Source organism: Stenotrophomonas sp. YJH_SMC_36 (assembly GCF_059369935.1).
This window is the reverse complement of record NZ_JCAFTD010000001.1, coordinates 126,420-140,587: the sequence shown is the minus strand read 5'-3', so window position 1 is coordinate 140,587 and position 14,168 is coordinate 126,420. Positions and strand designations below refer to the sequence as shown.

Here is a 14,168-nt window from a genome sequence, read left to right as displayed (position 1 = left end):
TCCCTGCAATGTCCCTCCCCTGAGCAGGTAGAAGCATGCGCAACGGTACCCTCCTCTATGCCCAGTCCGGTGGTGTCACCGCGGTCATCAACGCCACCGCTGCGGCGGTGATCGAACAGGCCCGGGCCAAGGGCATCAAGGTCCTGGCGGCCCGCAACGGCATCCTGGGCGCCCTGCGCGAAGAGCTGATCGATACCAGCAGGGAGAGTGCGGCGGCCATCCGCGCCCTCGCCCATACACCGGGCGGTGCCTTCGGTTCGTGCCGCTTCAAGCTGAAGTCGCTCGATGCCGACCGTGCGCGCTACGAACGTCTGCTGCAGGTCCTGCGCGCGCACGACGTGCGCTGGTTCCTCTACAACGGCGGCAACGACTCGGCCGATACCGCGCTGAAGGTCTCGCAGCTGGCCAAGGCCTCCGGCTACGACCTGACCTGCATCGGCGTGCCGAAGACCATCGACAACGACCTGGCTGTTACCGATACCTGCCCCGGCTTCGGCTCGGCGGCCAAGTACACCGCGGTGTCGGTGCGCGAGGCGGCGCTGGATGTCGCGGCGATGGCCGAGACCTCCACCCGCGTCTTCATCTACGAAGCGATGGGCCGCCATGCCGGGTGGCTGGCCGCTGCCGCAGGCCTGGCCGGCAATGGCGACGATGAGGCCCCGCACATCATCCTGCTGCCCGAACGTGCCTATGACGAGGCGGCCTTCCTGGCCAAGGTCAAGGCGGTGGTCGAACGGGTCGGGTACTGCGTGGTCGTGGCCTCCGAGGGCATCGCCACGGCGGATGGCCGCTTCGTCGCCGATGCCGGCGGCAGCAAGGATTCATTCGGTCATTCGCAGCTGGGCGGCGTCGCCGCGCACCTCGCTGGCCGGGTCAAGGACCAGTTGGGGCTGAAGGTGCACTGGGCCCTGCCCGATTACCTGCAGCGCTCGGCACGTCACATCGCCAGCCGCACCGACTGGGACCAGGCGCAGGCCGTGGGCAAGGCGGCCGTGCAACTGGCATTGAAGGGCCAGAACGGGGTGATGCCGGTGATCGTGCGCAGCAGCGACGCACCGTACCGCTGGAAGATCGAGTCCGCACCGCTGTCGAAGATCGCCAACCACGAGAAGAAGATGCCAGCCGGCTTCATCCGGCGCGACGGCTTCGGCATCACTGCCCGGGCGCGCGCCTATCTGTCACCGCTGATCAAGGGCGAAGCGCCACTGCCGTACGGCGCCGATGGCCTGCCGAAGTATGTGACGCTGAAGAACGTGGCAGTGAAGAAGACGCTGCCGGCCTTCGAGGTCTGACTGCGATCATGGCCCTGCGGATCGTCCGCCTCGGTTCTCCGCGCGTTCCGGGCGAAGGCCTGCGCATCGGCACCGTACGCCGCCCGCCGCGCGGCGTGCCACGCAGCGAGTTCGTCCGCCAGGACTGGTACGACGTCTGGTTCCCGACGTTGTCGCCCAGCGCGGAACGAGTGAAACAGGCTCGCGGGGCGACCACCGCGGCCGACTGGAATGCCTTCTTCCGCAGCTACCGTGCCGAGATGAAGGCGCCCGACGCAGCCCACGCGCTGGATCTGCTGGCCGCGCTGTCGCAGCACACCGACATCAGCGTGGGCTGCTACTGCGAGGATGAGGCGCACTGCCATCGTTCGGCACTGCGTGACCTGCTGGTGGCCCGCGGTGCGAAGCTGGCCGAGTGATGGCAGGGGTGCCGGCCAGCGGCCGGCACTACCGGGTTCTCCGCCGGGCATGGCCCGACGCTACCGGTGCGCGCCGAAGTACATCCACGCCCTGCGTGGCTTCGCCCTGCCGGACGGCGTCAGTTGCAGGCCTTGCCTTCCACCTGCAGCTGCGCGGCGAACATCGTCACCTGCGGAATCTTGCCGGCGGCGGCCTGCTTCTTTGCTTCTTCCAGATAGATGCGCGACTGCCCCTGGCCGTCCAGCGCCTGGCGGTTGTCGACCGGCAGACGCCACACCCGCACCACCGCCTGCTGTGCCGGGCACGTCGCGCTGGGCACGCGGATCACGTCATTGAGCTTCCAGCCCTTGTCGACAGCGGGCTGCGCCTTGGCGAAGTCGACAAAACGAGCGCGCGGCTGGCACTGCTCGCTGGTACGGACCACGGCGAATCGATACGGCTCGGCAGCCTGGCCGGTGAAGGCGCCCTCCAGCCGCGCACAGGCTTCGGGAATCTGCCGCAGCGTGTGTACCGCTCCCACCGCCTGCGGCGCACCCACCGCGCGTTGCAGTTCCGGGGTCTCGGCGGCAGATGCAGGCATTGCCGGCACAAGGGCGGCAAGCATCAACAGGGACAGACGCATGGGAGGGTCTCCTTCAGGACTGAGCGCAGGCTTGCAGAGGAAGGCTTAACAGGGTGCAAAGGCGCGTCGGTGGAGGGGCAAGCGCTGCGCCTTCCACGCACGGCGCTACCATCCGGGCGCATGTGCACGCATACTGCGGCCACCAGGGAATGCTGAACACCGCCATACGTCGGACGACCGCCACGGTCGGCACGGGTTGGTTCCAGGCTGCAGCCCGTCGTCCCCCTCGTGGTGAAGTTCATCGCCACTGGATGCTCATCATCCATTCTGCGGAGGGGTCTAATGCTGGAACGTCACGGGCTGTCATTGGCGCTGGGCTGCGCCATTCTCGCGATCCTGTTCGGAATCGTCTCGGCGCGCTGGATCCTGCGCCAACCCACCGGCAATGAGCGCATGGTCGCGATCGCCACCGCGATCCAGGAGGGCGCACGCGCCTATCTGAACCGCCAGTTCCTGACCATCGGCATCGCTGGCGCGGTGTTGTTCGTGCTCGTAGGCGTGTTCCTGAGCTGGTACACCGCTGTCGGCTTCGCGGTGGGTGCGGTGCTGTCCGGCGTTGCCGGCTACATCGGCATGAACGTGTCGGTGCGCGCCAACGTGCGGACCGCTGAAGCCGCACGCAACGGCATCAGCGCCGCGATGGACGTAGCGTTCCGTGGCGGTGCGATCACCGGCATGCTGGTGGTCGGCCTGGGCCTGCTGGGCGTGGCCGGCTATTACGCCCTGCTGCTGCGGCTCGGGCTGCAGATGGACCAGGCGCTGCATGCGCTGGTCGGCCTGGCCTTCGGCTCTTCCCTGATCTCGATCTTCGCGCGCCTGGGCGGCGGCATCTTCACCAAGGGCGCCGACGTCGGCGCCGACCTGGTCGGCAAGGTCGAAGCCGGCATTCCCGAAGACGATCCGCGCAACCCGGCGGTGATCGCCGACAACGTCGGCGACAACGTCGGTGACTGCGCCGGCATGGCCGCCGATCTGTTCGAAACCTACGCGGTCACGGTGATCGCAACCATGCTGCTGGGCAGCCTGATGCTCGCCGAAGCCGGCGCCAACGCCGTGCTGTATCCGCTGGTGCTGGGAGGCGTGTCGATCATCGCATCGATCATCGGCGCGCTGTTCGTCAAGGTGAAGCCCGGTGGCTCGATCATGGGGGCCCTGTACAAGGGCGTGATCGTGTCGGGTGTTCTGGCGGCGATCGCCTTCTACCCGATCACCACGGGGCTGATGTCCGACAACGTGCACGGTCCATTGGCGCTGTATGGCTGCGCCCTCATCGGCCTGGTCCTGACCGGCCTGATCGTCTGGATCACCGAGTACTACACCGGTACCCAGTACAAGCCGGTGCAGCACGTCGCCCAGGCGTCGACCACCGGACATGGCACCAACATCATCGCCGGCCTCGGCATCTCGATGAAGTCCACCGCGCTGCCGGTGGTGGCGGTCTGTGCCGCGATCTGGGGCGCCTACGCGCTGGGCGGCCTGTACGGCATCGCCATCGCCGCTACTGCCATGCTGTCGATGGCCGGCATGATCGTGGCCCTCGACGCCTACGGACCGATCACCGACAACGCGGGCGGCATCGCGGAGATGGCCGAACTGCCCTCGGAGATCCGGGACATCACCGATCCGCTTGACGCGGTGGGCAACACCACCAAGGCAGTGACCAAGGGCTATGCGATCGGCTCGGCGGCGCTGGCGGCGCTGGTGCTGTTCGCCGACTACACGCACAACCTGCAGGCGGCGAATCCCGGGCAGGAGTTCCGCTTCGACCTCAGTGACCACACGGTGATCATCGGCCTGCTGATCGGCGGCCTGATTCCGTACCTGTTCGGCGCGATGGCCATGGAGGCGGTGGGTCGTGCCGCCGGCGCGGTGGTGGAGGAAGTGCGCCGGCAGTTCCGCGACATCCCCGGCATCATGCAGGGCACCGGCAAGCCGCAGTACGACAAGGCCGTGGACATGCTGACCCGTTCTGCGATCCGCGAGATGATCCTGCCCTCGCTGCTGCCGGTGGTGGTGCCGGTGGTGGTCGGCCTGCTGCTGGGCCCACGCGCGCTGGGGGGCCTGCTGATCGGTACGATCGTCACCGGCCTGTTCGTGGCGATTTCGATGACGACCGGCGGCGGTGCCTGGGACAACGCCAAGAAGTACATCGAGGATGGCCACTTCGGCGGCAAGGGCAGCGAAGCGCACAAGGCCGCGGTGACCGGCGACACGGTCGGCGACCCGTACAAGGACACGGCAGGGCCGGCGATCAATCCGCTGATCAAGATCATCAACATCGTGGCGCTGCTGCTGGTGCCGCTGCTGTAGCGGATCGGTGGAGCCGGGCGTGGGCCCGGCTCCATCCCCTCACGCGGACTCAGCGATTCCAGCGACGCCCACAGCGGCGCGGATCGCCGACATCGCCACGTTCGACACTCTGGGGCGGCTCCAACCGTGGCGCTGGCCGGCTGAGCACATAGCCGGCGCTGACCGCGAAGAACAGGCCCACGCCCAGCAGCAGCCGCCAGGAAGGGTGTGCGCCCCAGCAGAACAAGGCGAACCCCACCGCCATGCCAGCGCTGGCCAATGCCTTGCCCCGGCGCGACACGGCGCCCTGTTCCCGCCACAGTCGCAGCGGCGGGCCGTAGCGAGGATGTGCCAGCAGCCGTTGCTCGAACCGTGGCGAACTGCGCGCGAAGCAGCCCAGCGCCAGGATCAGGAAGATGGTGGTGGGCATCACCGGCAGCAACGCGCCGATCACCCCCAGCCCGACCATCATCCAGCCCAGCGCGAACCACAGCCAGCGCATCAGCGCATCGCCCGCAGGCAGCGCCCGGGCATCAGCCGAACTCGATTTCAACGTGGCCATGCACGCTACGGAACGCGGCATCGGCGGCATCGATCACCTGCTGTTCCTGCGCGGCGCTCAGGGGCACCGCATCCAACGCGGCGGTGAATTCCCGCCAGTGGCGGGCCGCGCCATCCGGGTGCGCAGCCAGGTGGCGGGCACCGAACCCTTGGTCCAGGCCAAGCCGCGCGGCCATCTTGTACAGCACCGTGCCCCCCAGGTTGGAGCCTTCGGCCACGTACAGCCACCCCAGCGCCACCGGCAACGGCAGGTCACCTGCCAACGGCGCCATGTCCGCGCCAGGGAGATCCTGCCCCAGGTCGTGCAGATCAGCTGCCACCTGCTGCAGACGCCGACGCCCGGCCAGCTCCGGCAGCAATGCCTCCAACGCCGGGCTGGCGTACAGCCGGTCGATGCTGCGATGGAAGCGGTACTGCACGCGCAGGAAGCGGGCGAAGCTGCCGAGATCGGCAAAGATGTCACCGGCCATGATGCGCTTGTCCAGCGCGCCGTGGCTGTCGCGCGTGGCGGCCTTGAGGCGCAGGCTACGGCTGTCTTCAGGAGCGATATGTGCGTTCACGGAGGGTACCTGGGAGAGAGGTCCTGCTGTAGACGTGCGGCGCAGGGCTTTCCCCAAGCCCACTTGGGTCGATAATGCCCCTCCCTCTTTCCCGCCGGGAACCGATGATGATCACCACCGAACCGCGCATGACCAACCTGTTCCTGCAGCTGGGCCTGGATGCCAGCGCCGAGGGCATCGCCCGCTTCATCCGCGACCACCAACTGGCTACCGGCGTGGCGGTGGCCGACGCGCCCTACTGGAACGATGGCCAGCGGCAGTTCCTGGCCGAATCGCTGCAGGCCGATGCGGCCTGGAGCACGGTGGTCGATGAACTGAACGAGTCGCTGCACGAAGATGCGGTGAAGGCAGCGACCGGGCTGTAAGCCTGCGGTCGCGGCAAGGCGGTGCGGACCAAGGTCCGCACCCACCGAAGGCGCTCTGCGCAGGTAATCAGTACCTCCAGGTGAACGCAAGGCGCGCGGTACGGCCCGGGGCGGGCATCACGCCCAGGGCGAGCGGATCGAGATAGTAACGATCCGTCACGTTGTCCACATTCGCCTCCACCGACAGCTGGTCGCTGAAGCGCCAGCTGGCGAACAGATCCACCAGGGTGGTGGGCCGGTACAGCTGCTGGATCGCCGAAAGGCCGACATTCCAGTCCTTGTCCAGTCTGCTGATCGGGCCGGCGTTGTGGATCACCCGGGTGCCGAAGGTCAGGCGCTCGTCGAACAGGCGCGATCCAGCCGTCAGGTTCACCATGTAGCGCGGCGGGTTCTGCGTATTGGTGTAGGAACCCTCGAAGCCACCGTCTACGCAGTTGGGCGTACTGGCCAGTTCATCATTGTTGCGCTGTGCACCGTACGCCCGGCGCTCGGCGGCGATGTCCGGGGCGCAGGTCCTGGCCTTGAAGTAGTAATGCGCGGACAGGTCGGCAAATACCTTGCCGCTGTCATAGCTGGACTGGAACTCCATGCCTGAGACCTTGAACTGGTCGACGTTGCGGATCAGGCCGGCCGACAGCGTGCGGTAGTCACGCGTGATCAGGTCATCGATGCGCGTATCGAAGTACGCCAGCTTCAGCGCGAGGCGATCATCGGCGGTGAACAGGTCATGGTGGACGGTGCTGGCACCGATTTCCCAACTGCGCGCGCGCTCCGGCTTCAGCTCTCCGACGGGTTTGGCGGCGGTGAACAAGCCCAGTGTCGTCTCGAACAGGCTCGGAAGCTTGGTGCCCTCGGCGTACTTCACGTAGACCATCGTGTCCTCGCTGAAGCGATAGGCCACGCTGGCGGTGGGTGAGAAGGCACTGTCGCGGCGACGGATCGGCTGCGACCAGGTCCAGCTGACCGGCACCTCCAGGTCTTCCGGTGCATCAGCGTCGTAGAAGTTCCAGCCACCGATGTCAGCCACCGTGCCTTTCTTGTACGGCGAGGCCAACAGCGAGGCCTGGGTGAACGCACCATCGGCGTCCGGATACCAGTTCAGCAGCGCGATGCGCTTGGCGCGCCAGGAGGGCAGTGCCGGGTTGCCATCCAGCAGCTCGGTGTAGCGGTACTGTCCCTGCACTTCATAGGCATCGGGTGTGGCCAGACGATTGCGGTCATGCACGTCCACCCGGTTCCAGCGGCCACCGGCCATCAACTCCCAGTGTTCGTCGGGCTGCCACTTCAGCGACGCCACCGCACTGTATTCCTTGCGCTCAGCGTTGCGCAGGAAACGGTTGTTGACCAGATCATCCTGCTTGATCGGTGCGGAGCTGCCCGGTGCGATGTCCTCGTCGCTGTAGGACAGGCCGTAGTCGAGGGTGAACACGCCTGCACGGGTGTCGAAGATCGAGGTGTTGCTGGCATCCAGGCCGAAGCGCTTCTGTCGCAGCGGATTGCGGTAGGCATCCTTGTAGCCCGGATCGCCGCTGAAACTCGGCGCGTCGTACCACTCGGTACGGCGGTCGAAGTACCACGGCGTGATGCCGGTCAGGCTGTTGTACATCACGCTGTCAGCATCGGTGTACCAGGCGTTGACGCGCAGATCGATCCGTTCGCTGTCTGGATCGAAGCGATAGCGCAGGCTGTAGCTGTCCATGTCGACGTGGCCGGGATCCCACTGTGGGATGCGATCCCGCTCAACGCGGATGATCTGCGAGGCCATGATCTCGCCGGCGCGGCCCTCATAGCGGCGATAGCCAGCTTCGAGGGTCTGCGCATCGTCGATGCGCCAGGTGCCCTTGAGCAGGGCCGACGTCGAGCGCGAGGAGGTGTTGAACACTTCGGTGCGCGGAGGATTCAATGGTGCCAGCGTGCGCCGGGTCTGCGGAAAGTCATCGTATCCGTGCCTGCCGGAGAAGTAGTTGCCGTTGTCGCGGTGGGCGTACGCCGCGACCAGATCGAAGCGGTCCCACTGCCCAGCGGCGGCAACGTTGAAGAACTGGCTTCCGGTGGCGCTGCGGTCCGTCCGGGGCACGGCGCTGTAAGCCGGCACGCTGTTGGCGCTGGCGTTGGCCAACCCAGCGCGCACGCGGACGCCGACGTCGCGGCCCTCGCGCAGGATGTCACCCACGTTCAGCGTCTCCATCTCCACCACGCCGCCGATGCCGCCGGACGCGTTGGCCTGCAGGCTGGGGCCCTTGGTGATGGTCAGGCGTGAGATCAGGTCCGGATCAAGATAGCTGCGCTGTGACTGGCCGGCGTAGCCTCGGTAGGTGTCCATGCTGGACTGCCCGCCATCGATGATGACGGGCACGCGGCTCTGGCCCTGGATGCCGCGGATGTTCACGTCGAAACCGTTGCCCACGCGCGGATCACCGGCGGTGACCCCGGCCACGCCCTTGACGATGTCGCCGCTGGATGTGCCACGGAAGCGCTCCAGCGTTGTGCGATCCAGCGTGGTGGTCGAGCCGACGCTGCGATAGGTGTCGAGCAGGCGCGCCTCGTCGCTGCCGATGCCTTCAGCGACGCGATCGCCGGCCACACGCAGCGGGCCGGTGATGGTCGGCGATTGCGCCTGCAGGGCGCCGGCCGCTGCCAGTGTCACTGCACCGTCGCCGACACGGCGCACGCCCATGCCACTGCCCTGCAGCAGCCGCGCCAGCGCCTCGTCTGCGGTGAGCGGGCCGCTGACCGCCTGCGACGTGACGCCGCTGGCCAACGCAGCCGGATAGACCACCTGTACGCCGGACTGCCGCATGTAGCTGCGCAACGCGCTGTCGAGCGGCTGCGCGGGAATGTCGAAGCGCTGCGCGGCTGCCTGCGGGTTGGCAGTGTCCTGGGCCAGCGCGGGCGGTACTGCGCCGGCAATACCGGCGGCGAGCAGTGCGACACACAGGCGGGACGGGCGCGGAGTGCGGCCCGGACGTGGGGAATCGAACATGGAGAAACCTGTCAGGAGAGCGGAGCCGCAGGCGCGGCGTCATCCACGGCACGCGTGGACACGGCGACGTACGTGGCGGCTGCGGGTACGTTCGTGGAGTAAGACGAACGGCAGCGCCACAGCCCCAAGGGGGATCACTGCCGATCACGTCTCCACGCGTGACACGGCGTCATCTGTGAACGATGACCACAGCCATCGGCAGGCGGGTGATCCTCAGCCCCGTCGTCTCCGCGAGTGCATCCAGGGCCTGTTCGGGGCGATCGATACGCAGTGCGGCACTCACGGCCGGCAAGGTCGAAAGGTCGCCCTGCACGAAGGTCGGACCAGCACGATAACGACCAAGCAGATGCACTGCATCGGCAACATTGGCCTGCTCCAGCAGCAGTTCGCCCTGGCGCCACGCACCCACGCTGTCGGCAGCGACATCGCTCAGGCGGACGACGCCGGACGCGGAACCGTACTGCGCACGCTGCCCCGCCTGCAGATAGGTCCAGCCACTGTCGGCCGGGGCGGCCACGCGCACCCTGCCCTGCCCGACCTGGGTTTCAACCGCTTCCTCGACCCGCGACACGGAGAATGCCGTGGAGATGTCTTCAACCACGCCGTTGCCTGCGGCCACGCTGAAGCGCCGCTGCGGATCGGCGACCACCTCGAACCAGGCGCGGCCACGCAGCAGATCGACCCGCCGAGTGCCCGCATCGAAGTGCACGGCGATCGCGCTGTCCGCGTCGAGCACCGCACGGCTGCCGTCGGGCAACTGCACATGCTGGACGCTCTGGCGGCTGCGGTGGTCCGCCTGCAGGCGCAGGGACGCCTCGGGCCAGACCATCAGCATCGCCAGGGCGGCAGCGGCAGCCGTCATCCAGCGCAGCCGCTGACGCCGGCGCCGCACCGCAGACGCGACAGCCGGTCGAGGGCCGAGGCTGCGCCACAGCGTGCGCTGCTGCTCGAAGGCGTGGCGATGGCCCGGTTGCGCCAGCCACTCTTCGAATTCGCACATGCCAGCATCGGTGATGTCGCCCGATGCCAGCCACGCGATCCAGCGCATGGCCTGTTCGGCCACGACGTCTTCGCAGGCGGCGGGAGAAGAAGTGTTCGGCGGGCTCATTGGCTGGCGGACAGGAATATTCACGCGCGGGGAGAGGGAACTGGACCGCAGGTACAGTCCAGCCATCAAGACGTTTGAACCAGGCCCATCCCCAAGCGCGTCCGCTCAGCGGCCGCTGCGGGCCCAGGCCAGGCGCTGCAACGCGGCACGGATGTGGTTCTCCACGGTGGTGACCGACACGCCAAGGCGACGCGCGATCTCTGCCTGGGTCAGGCCCTGCAGCCGATTGAGGCGGAAGATGGCGCGGGTCGGCTCCGGCAGGTGGCTGGCCGCATCGAGGACACGCTGCAGCTCATCCTGCGCCATCACCTGCTCTTCGGTGGACGTGGACGTAGCCTCGTCCGGTCCCCACAGGTAGTGATCGGCCAACAGGCGGTTGCGGCGCGTCGACTCGCGTCCATGATCGGTCGCCAGGTTGGCTGCCAGGCGGTACAGATAGGCCCTGGGATTGTCGATCAACGGGGCGTTGCCCACCCCGCGGGCCTTGAACCAGACGGCCTGGATCACGTCCTCCGCACCCGGGTCGCCCCCCAGGATGCGCTGCACCCGGCGCAGCAGCGCCGGCCGCTCTCGGATCAGCAGTTCGGTGAGGGTGGCGGCATTGGATGGCATGCGCGGAGCCGGTACGACGGGAGGGCGCCGCGCATGCTACACCGTCAATGCGAATCAGTCACGTTCTCATTTGAGAGAATCACAGGCAACCGATCAGCCCCTCGTGAATCGAAATGCGGCCGCCCGGCGGCGTCACATGGATCGCACGGTTGGGCTGGGCCTGCTCCAGCGCACGCAGGAAGTCCTCAAGCCGTGTTCCCGTCGCCACGGGCAGTGGACAGGCGAAACTGCGCAGGTCGACATCGATCCGTCCATCATCAGCCACCGTGGTGGCGCTGCCGGCGAAGGTCCAGATGCAGCTCTGGATGGCGCCGCTTGCCGCATGCACCGAGCAGCGCAACCGCATCGGCAGCAGATTGCTGTATTCGCCTTCGCAGAAGGTGTCACCGCAGACGTGGTCAAAGCTCTGCCGCAGCGACCGTTCGACCGCCAGGAAGCGTTGCCACCCAGCCGCCTGGTTGGGGAACAGGCGTGCATCCACATAGGCCGGCGCAGCGTGTGCCGCGCCGGCCAGCCCCATCAGGCCTGCAAGAACACCCCTCTTCAGCGCGCGCATCAGGCGGCCCTCCCGGCATTGCCCGGCCGCCCCAGGCAGGTCGGCAGTGTGTCGAAGACCGTCACATCGGTTCCCGGGAAGGGCTCGAACGCGCCCTCCTCCTGCTCCAGCGTCGCGTGGAACACCTCCACCGGAATGCCCTCCCCAAGGGTGACGGGGCAGATCCAGCGCGCATTGTCCACCTGCACTTCGCCGCGGACCGGTTCGACCTGCAGCTCGCTGGCCACGATGCCCCAGGCGCAGTGGCGTACGGTACCGGCGTCGGCCTGAACGGCGCAGCGGAACGTCAGTACCCGGTAGTTGCTGTACTCACCTTCGCAGAAGGTGTCGGCGCAGATGCCGTCGAACTCGCGCACCAGCGACGCCTGCAACCGGTGGAAGCGGTCCCGATTGGCTTGGGGCGAGGGGTAGTCGACAAGGTCGACATGGCTGGCGTGTGCCAGCGGCGGCAGGGTTGCGAACAACAGGAACGTGCCGCAGCAGCGGGTTGTCCAGGACATGGCGGATATCTCCCAGGGAACGAGCCAGCAGCCTGCGCCGGCCGGCCTTCCGGGCCCATCGGGCAAGGCGGGCGCCGCAGGTCGTCCACCTGCGCAGCGGCCTGTAGGGGTCGCCCCACCTGCACAGCGGCCTGCAAAGGCATAAAATGGAGGGCTATCCGCCTACATCCCCACCTGGAGCACGACCATGGGTCTGGAACTCGTCTCGCCCGGCAAGAACCCGCCGGAAGAAATCAACGTCATCATCGAGATCCCGAAGGACTCGGAGCCGGTGAAGTACGAAGTGGACAAGGAAACCGGCGCGATCTTCGTCGACCGCATCCTGTCGACCCCGATGCGCTACCCGTGCAACTACGGCTACGTGCCCAGCACCCTGTGCGGCGACGGCGATCCGGCCGACGTGCTGGTGGTGCTGCCGCTGCCGCTGGTGCCGGGCTCGGTGGTGCGCTGCCGCCCGGTCGGCGTGCTGAAGATGAGCGATGAGGCCGGCAGCGACGAGAAGATCCTGGCCGTGCCGGTCGCCAAGATCTTCAGCGGCTATGCCCACGTGGAGGACATCGAGCAGGTTTCCAGCCACTGGCTGGAGCGCATCGGCCACTTCTTCGAGCACTACAAGGACCTGGAAAAGGGCAAGTGGGTCAAGCTCGACGGCTGGGGCGGCGCGGCGGAAGCCAAGCAGATCCTGGTCGAAGCGCACGCGCGCTACCTGGAAGGCAGCAAGGCCTGATCCTGAACCGCGTCGCTCCGGTGTGTCCTGCCGGAGCGATGCGGGTCACGTTTCAACACCACGGCACAGCACTCCGGGTGCTGTATTAGGTAAATTGCGTCACTTCACACGTCGTCGACATCCAGCGTCGAGACAGCCAGGGGATTGTGTCGTGCGTATTCTGCTTGTTGGAGATGCAGCCAGCCTGCCGGCCGAGCTGACCGAATTCATTGCCGATCTTGGGGAAGACTGGCAGCCGTTGACCGCCGCCGACGGCCACACCGCGATGACGGCAGTGGCCACGCAGGGCGTGGACGCGGTGATCGTCTGCCCGCAGCTGCCGGACCTCAATGCCACCACCTTGCTGGGGCAGATCCGGACACTGCGCCCGGAAACCATCCGTATCGCCCTGGTCGATGCCCAGCACGGCAACCGGCCACCACCGGCGCGCCTGATCGGCGTTGCCCACCGCTTCCTGCCGCTGCCACTGGCGCCGGAAGTGCTGCTGGAGGCCTTGACCAGCCTGGAAGAGCTGCGCGAGGTGCTGGACAGCCCGCGCCTGCGTGATGCCATCGGCCGCATCGAGAAGCTGCCTTCGCCGCCACACCTGTACCTGAGCCTGACCCAGGCCCTGGAACACGATGACGATACCGACAGCGCCGACGTGGCCAAACTGGTCGCCGCCGATCCTGCCATCGCCGCGAAAGTCCTGCAGCTGTCCAACTCGGCCTTCTTCAGCCAGGGCCGCACCATCGCCGATCTGCGCACGGCGGTCACCCGACTGGGCCTGTCCACCCTGCGCGACCTGGTCCTGGCAAGCGAGGTGTTCTCGGCACCGACGCTGTCTGCGGCCGAACGCAACTCGCTGCAGCAGCGCGCCCTGCTCGCCTCGCGTCTGGCCGCCCGCCTGCTGCCCGATTCCAGTGCGGAACTGGGTGCCACCGCGGCGCTGCTGGCTGACATCGGCCTGCTGCTGCCGGGCGTCCGCAACGAGCGCAGCGAGCCTGCGCTGGCCGGCGACCTCCGTCCCGGGCACGCCGAAGCCGGCGCCTACCTGCTGGGGCTGTGGGGCCTGCCGATGCCGATCATCGAAGCGGTGGCGTTCCACCTGCAGCCGCAACGCGCCACGACCCGCAGTTTCTGGGTGACCGGCGCGGTGCACGTGGCGCTGGCGCTGGTCAACGGCGATCCCGTTGACGAGGACTACCTGCAGCGCGCGGGCGTGCTCAATCGACTGCCGCAGTGGCGTGAGCATGCCAATGCACTGATGGGGCTGACACCCACTGACGCCTGAGCGGCACGCGGGCGACTGCCGTCACCTCGCATGAGGGCGCGTCCAACGGACGCGCCCTTTTTTCTCTCTCAGCGCTGCGGACAGGCGTCCAGCACGCACAGACGCCATTGACGCTCGCACAGGGCCGGGGCGTTGCCCTTGGCCAGGCACTCCAGCCGGAGTTGCTCGCAGTACACACCGCCGCCGCAGACGATGATGTTCTGTGCGGACAGCGAGCCCACCAGCGTTGCATAGATCAGGACGGCGGCCGATACCTGGCGGAAAAGCGTGCGCTTCATATCCATCTCCCAGTGTCCGGTATTGGACGCGCCTACTGTGCTG

General features: G+C 67.4%; 15 protein-coding genes. 6 read left to right on the top strand and 9 right to left on the bottom strand.

All coding sequences use genetic code 11. The features are described 5' to 3' along the window. The first annotated feature begins 35 nt into the window (after positions 1-35). Together AC5P76_RS00575 and AC5P76_RS00570 are read left to right on the top strand one after the other, a co-directional pair. The gene (locus AC5P76_RS00575) at positions 36-1,292 is read left to right on the top strand and encodes a 6-phosphofructokinase (protein WP_053519209.1); all 1,257 of its coding nucleotides are present in this window, start codon (positions 36-38) and stop codon (positions 1,290-1,292) included. Positions 1,293-1,300: 8 nt separating this feature from the next. Continuing rightward, on the top strand, positions 1,301-1,690 hold the full coding sequence (locus AC5P76_RS00570; RefSeq protein WP_164150863.1) for a DUF488 domain-containing protein: 390 nt from the start codon (positions 1,301-1,303) through the stop codon (positions 1,688-1,690). Positions 1,691-1,809: 119 nt separating this feature from the next. Here the strand turns inward: AC5P76_RS00570 and AC5P76_RS00565 are convergent, their stop codons facing one another. Beyond that, positions 1,810-2,313, bottom strand: a complete 504-nt coding sequence (locus AC5P76_RS00565) for a hypothetical protein (RefSeq protein ID WP_065175090.1) — start codon at positions 2,311-2,313, stop codon at positions 1,810-1,812. 282 nt (positions 2,314-2,595) lie between these two features. Here AC5P76_RS00565 and AC5P76_RS00560 point away from each other — a divergent pair, with 282 nt between their 5' ends. Next, on the top strand, positions 2,596-4,623 hold the full coding sequence (locus AC5P76_RS00560) for a sodium-translocating pyrophosphatase (RefSeq protein WP_495222584.1): 2,028 nt from the start codon (positions 2,596-2,598) through the stop codon (positions 4,621-4,623). A 49-nt stretch (positions 4,624-4,672) separates the two neighbouring features. Here AC5P76_RS00560 and AC5P76_RS00555 read toward each other — a convergent pair whose 3' ends face one another. After that, a complete protein-coding gene (locus AC5P76_RS00555; protein WP_065181703.1) occupies positions 4,673-5,104 on the bottom strand; it encodes a YbaN family protein in 432 nt (143 codons plus the stop codon). 31 nt (positions 5,105-5,135) lie between these two features. Continuing rightward, complete coding sequence (locus AC5P76_RS00550) at positions 5,136-5,723, bottom strand: biliverdin-producing heme oxygenase (protein WP_164150861.1); 588 nt, start codon at positions 5,721-5,723, stop codon at positions 5,136-5,138. Between the two features lie 107 nt (positions 5,724-5,830). Here AC5P76_RS00550 and AC5P76_RS00545 point away from each other — a divergent pair, with 107 nt between their 5' ends. After that, on the top strand, positions 5,831-6,088 hold the full coding sequence (locus AC5P76_RS00545) for a DUF2789 domain-containing protein (protein ID WP_053519195.1): 258 nt from the start codon (positions 5,831-5,833) through the stop codon (positions 6,086-6,088). Positions 6,089-6,155: 67 nt separating this feature from the next. Here AC5P76_RS00545 and AC5P76_RS00540 read toward each other — a convergent pair whose 3' ends face one another. The 5 genes from AC5P76_RS00540 to AC5P76_RS00520 form a co-directional block, all read right to left on the bottom strand. After that, a complete protein-coding gene (locus AC5P76_RS00540; protein ID WP_253118310.1) occupies positions 6,156-9,071 on the bottom strand; it encodes a TonB-dependent receptor in 2,916 nt (971 codons plus the stop codon). Positions 9,072-9,240: 169 nt separating this feature from the next. Continuing rightward, positions 9,241-10,179, bottom strand: coding sequence for a FecR family protein (locus AC5P76_RS00535; protein WP_253118309.1), 939 nt, complete (start codon positions 10,177-10,179; stop codon positions 9,241-9,243). Between the two features lie 105 nt (positions 10,180-10,284). Continuing rightward, on the bottom strand, positions 10,285-10,791 hold the full coding sequence (locus tag AC5P76_RS00530; protein WP_053519189.1) for an RNA polymerase sigma factor: 507 nt from the start codon (positions 10,789-10,791) through the stop codon (positions 10,285-10,287). A 79-nt stretch (positions 10,792-10,870) separates the two neighbouring features. Continuing rightward, on the bottom strand, positions 10,871-11,347 hold the full coding sequence (locus AC5P76_RS00525; protein ID WP_253118308.1) for a hypothetical protein: 477 nt from the start codon (positions 11,345-11,347) through the stop codon (positions 10,871-10,873). Continuing rightward, entirely contained in the window at positions 11,347-11,847 is a 501-nt protein-coding gene (locus tag AC5P76_RS00520) for a hypothetical protein (protein WP_253118307.1), read from the bottom strand. The genes AC5P76_RS00525 and AC5P76_RS00520 overlap by 1 nt, the downstream gene beginning before the upstream one ends. Positions 11,848-12,034: 187 nt before the next feature. Here AC5P76_RS00520 and ppa point away from each other — a divergent pair, with 187 nt between their 5' ends. Both ppa and AC5P76_RS00510 read left to right on the top strand, forming a co-directional pair. Continuing rightward, positions 12,035-12,574, top strand: coding sequence for an inorganic diphosphatase (ppa, locus tag AC5P76_RS00515; protein ID WP_053519183.1), 540 nt, complete (start codon positions 12,035-12,037; stop codon positions 12,572-12,574). 151 nt (positions 12,575-12,725) lie between these two features. Continuing rightward, the gene (locus AC5P76_RS00510; protein WP_053519181.1) at positions 12,726-13,847 is read left to right on the top strand and encodes an HDOD domain-containing protein; all 1,122 of its coding nucleotides are present in this window, start codon (positions 12,726-12,728) and stop codon (positions 13,845-13,847) included. Between the two features lie 68 nt (positions 13,848-13,915). Here the strand turns inward: AC5P76_RS00510 and AC5P76_RS00505 are convergent, their stop codons facing one another. Beyond that, complete coding sequence (locus AC5P76_RS00505) at positions 13,916-14,125, bottom strand: hypothetical protein (protein ID WP_053519179.1); 210 nt, start codon at positions 14,123-14,125, stop codon at positions 13,916-13,918. Positions 14,126-14,168: the final 43 nt, after the last annotated feature.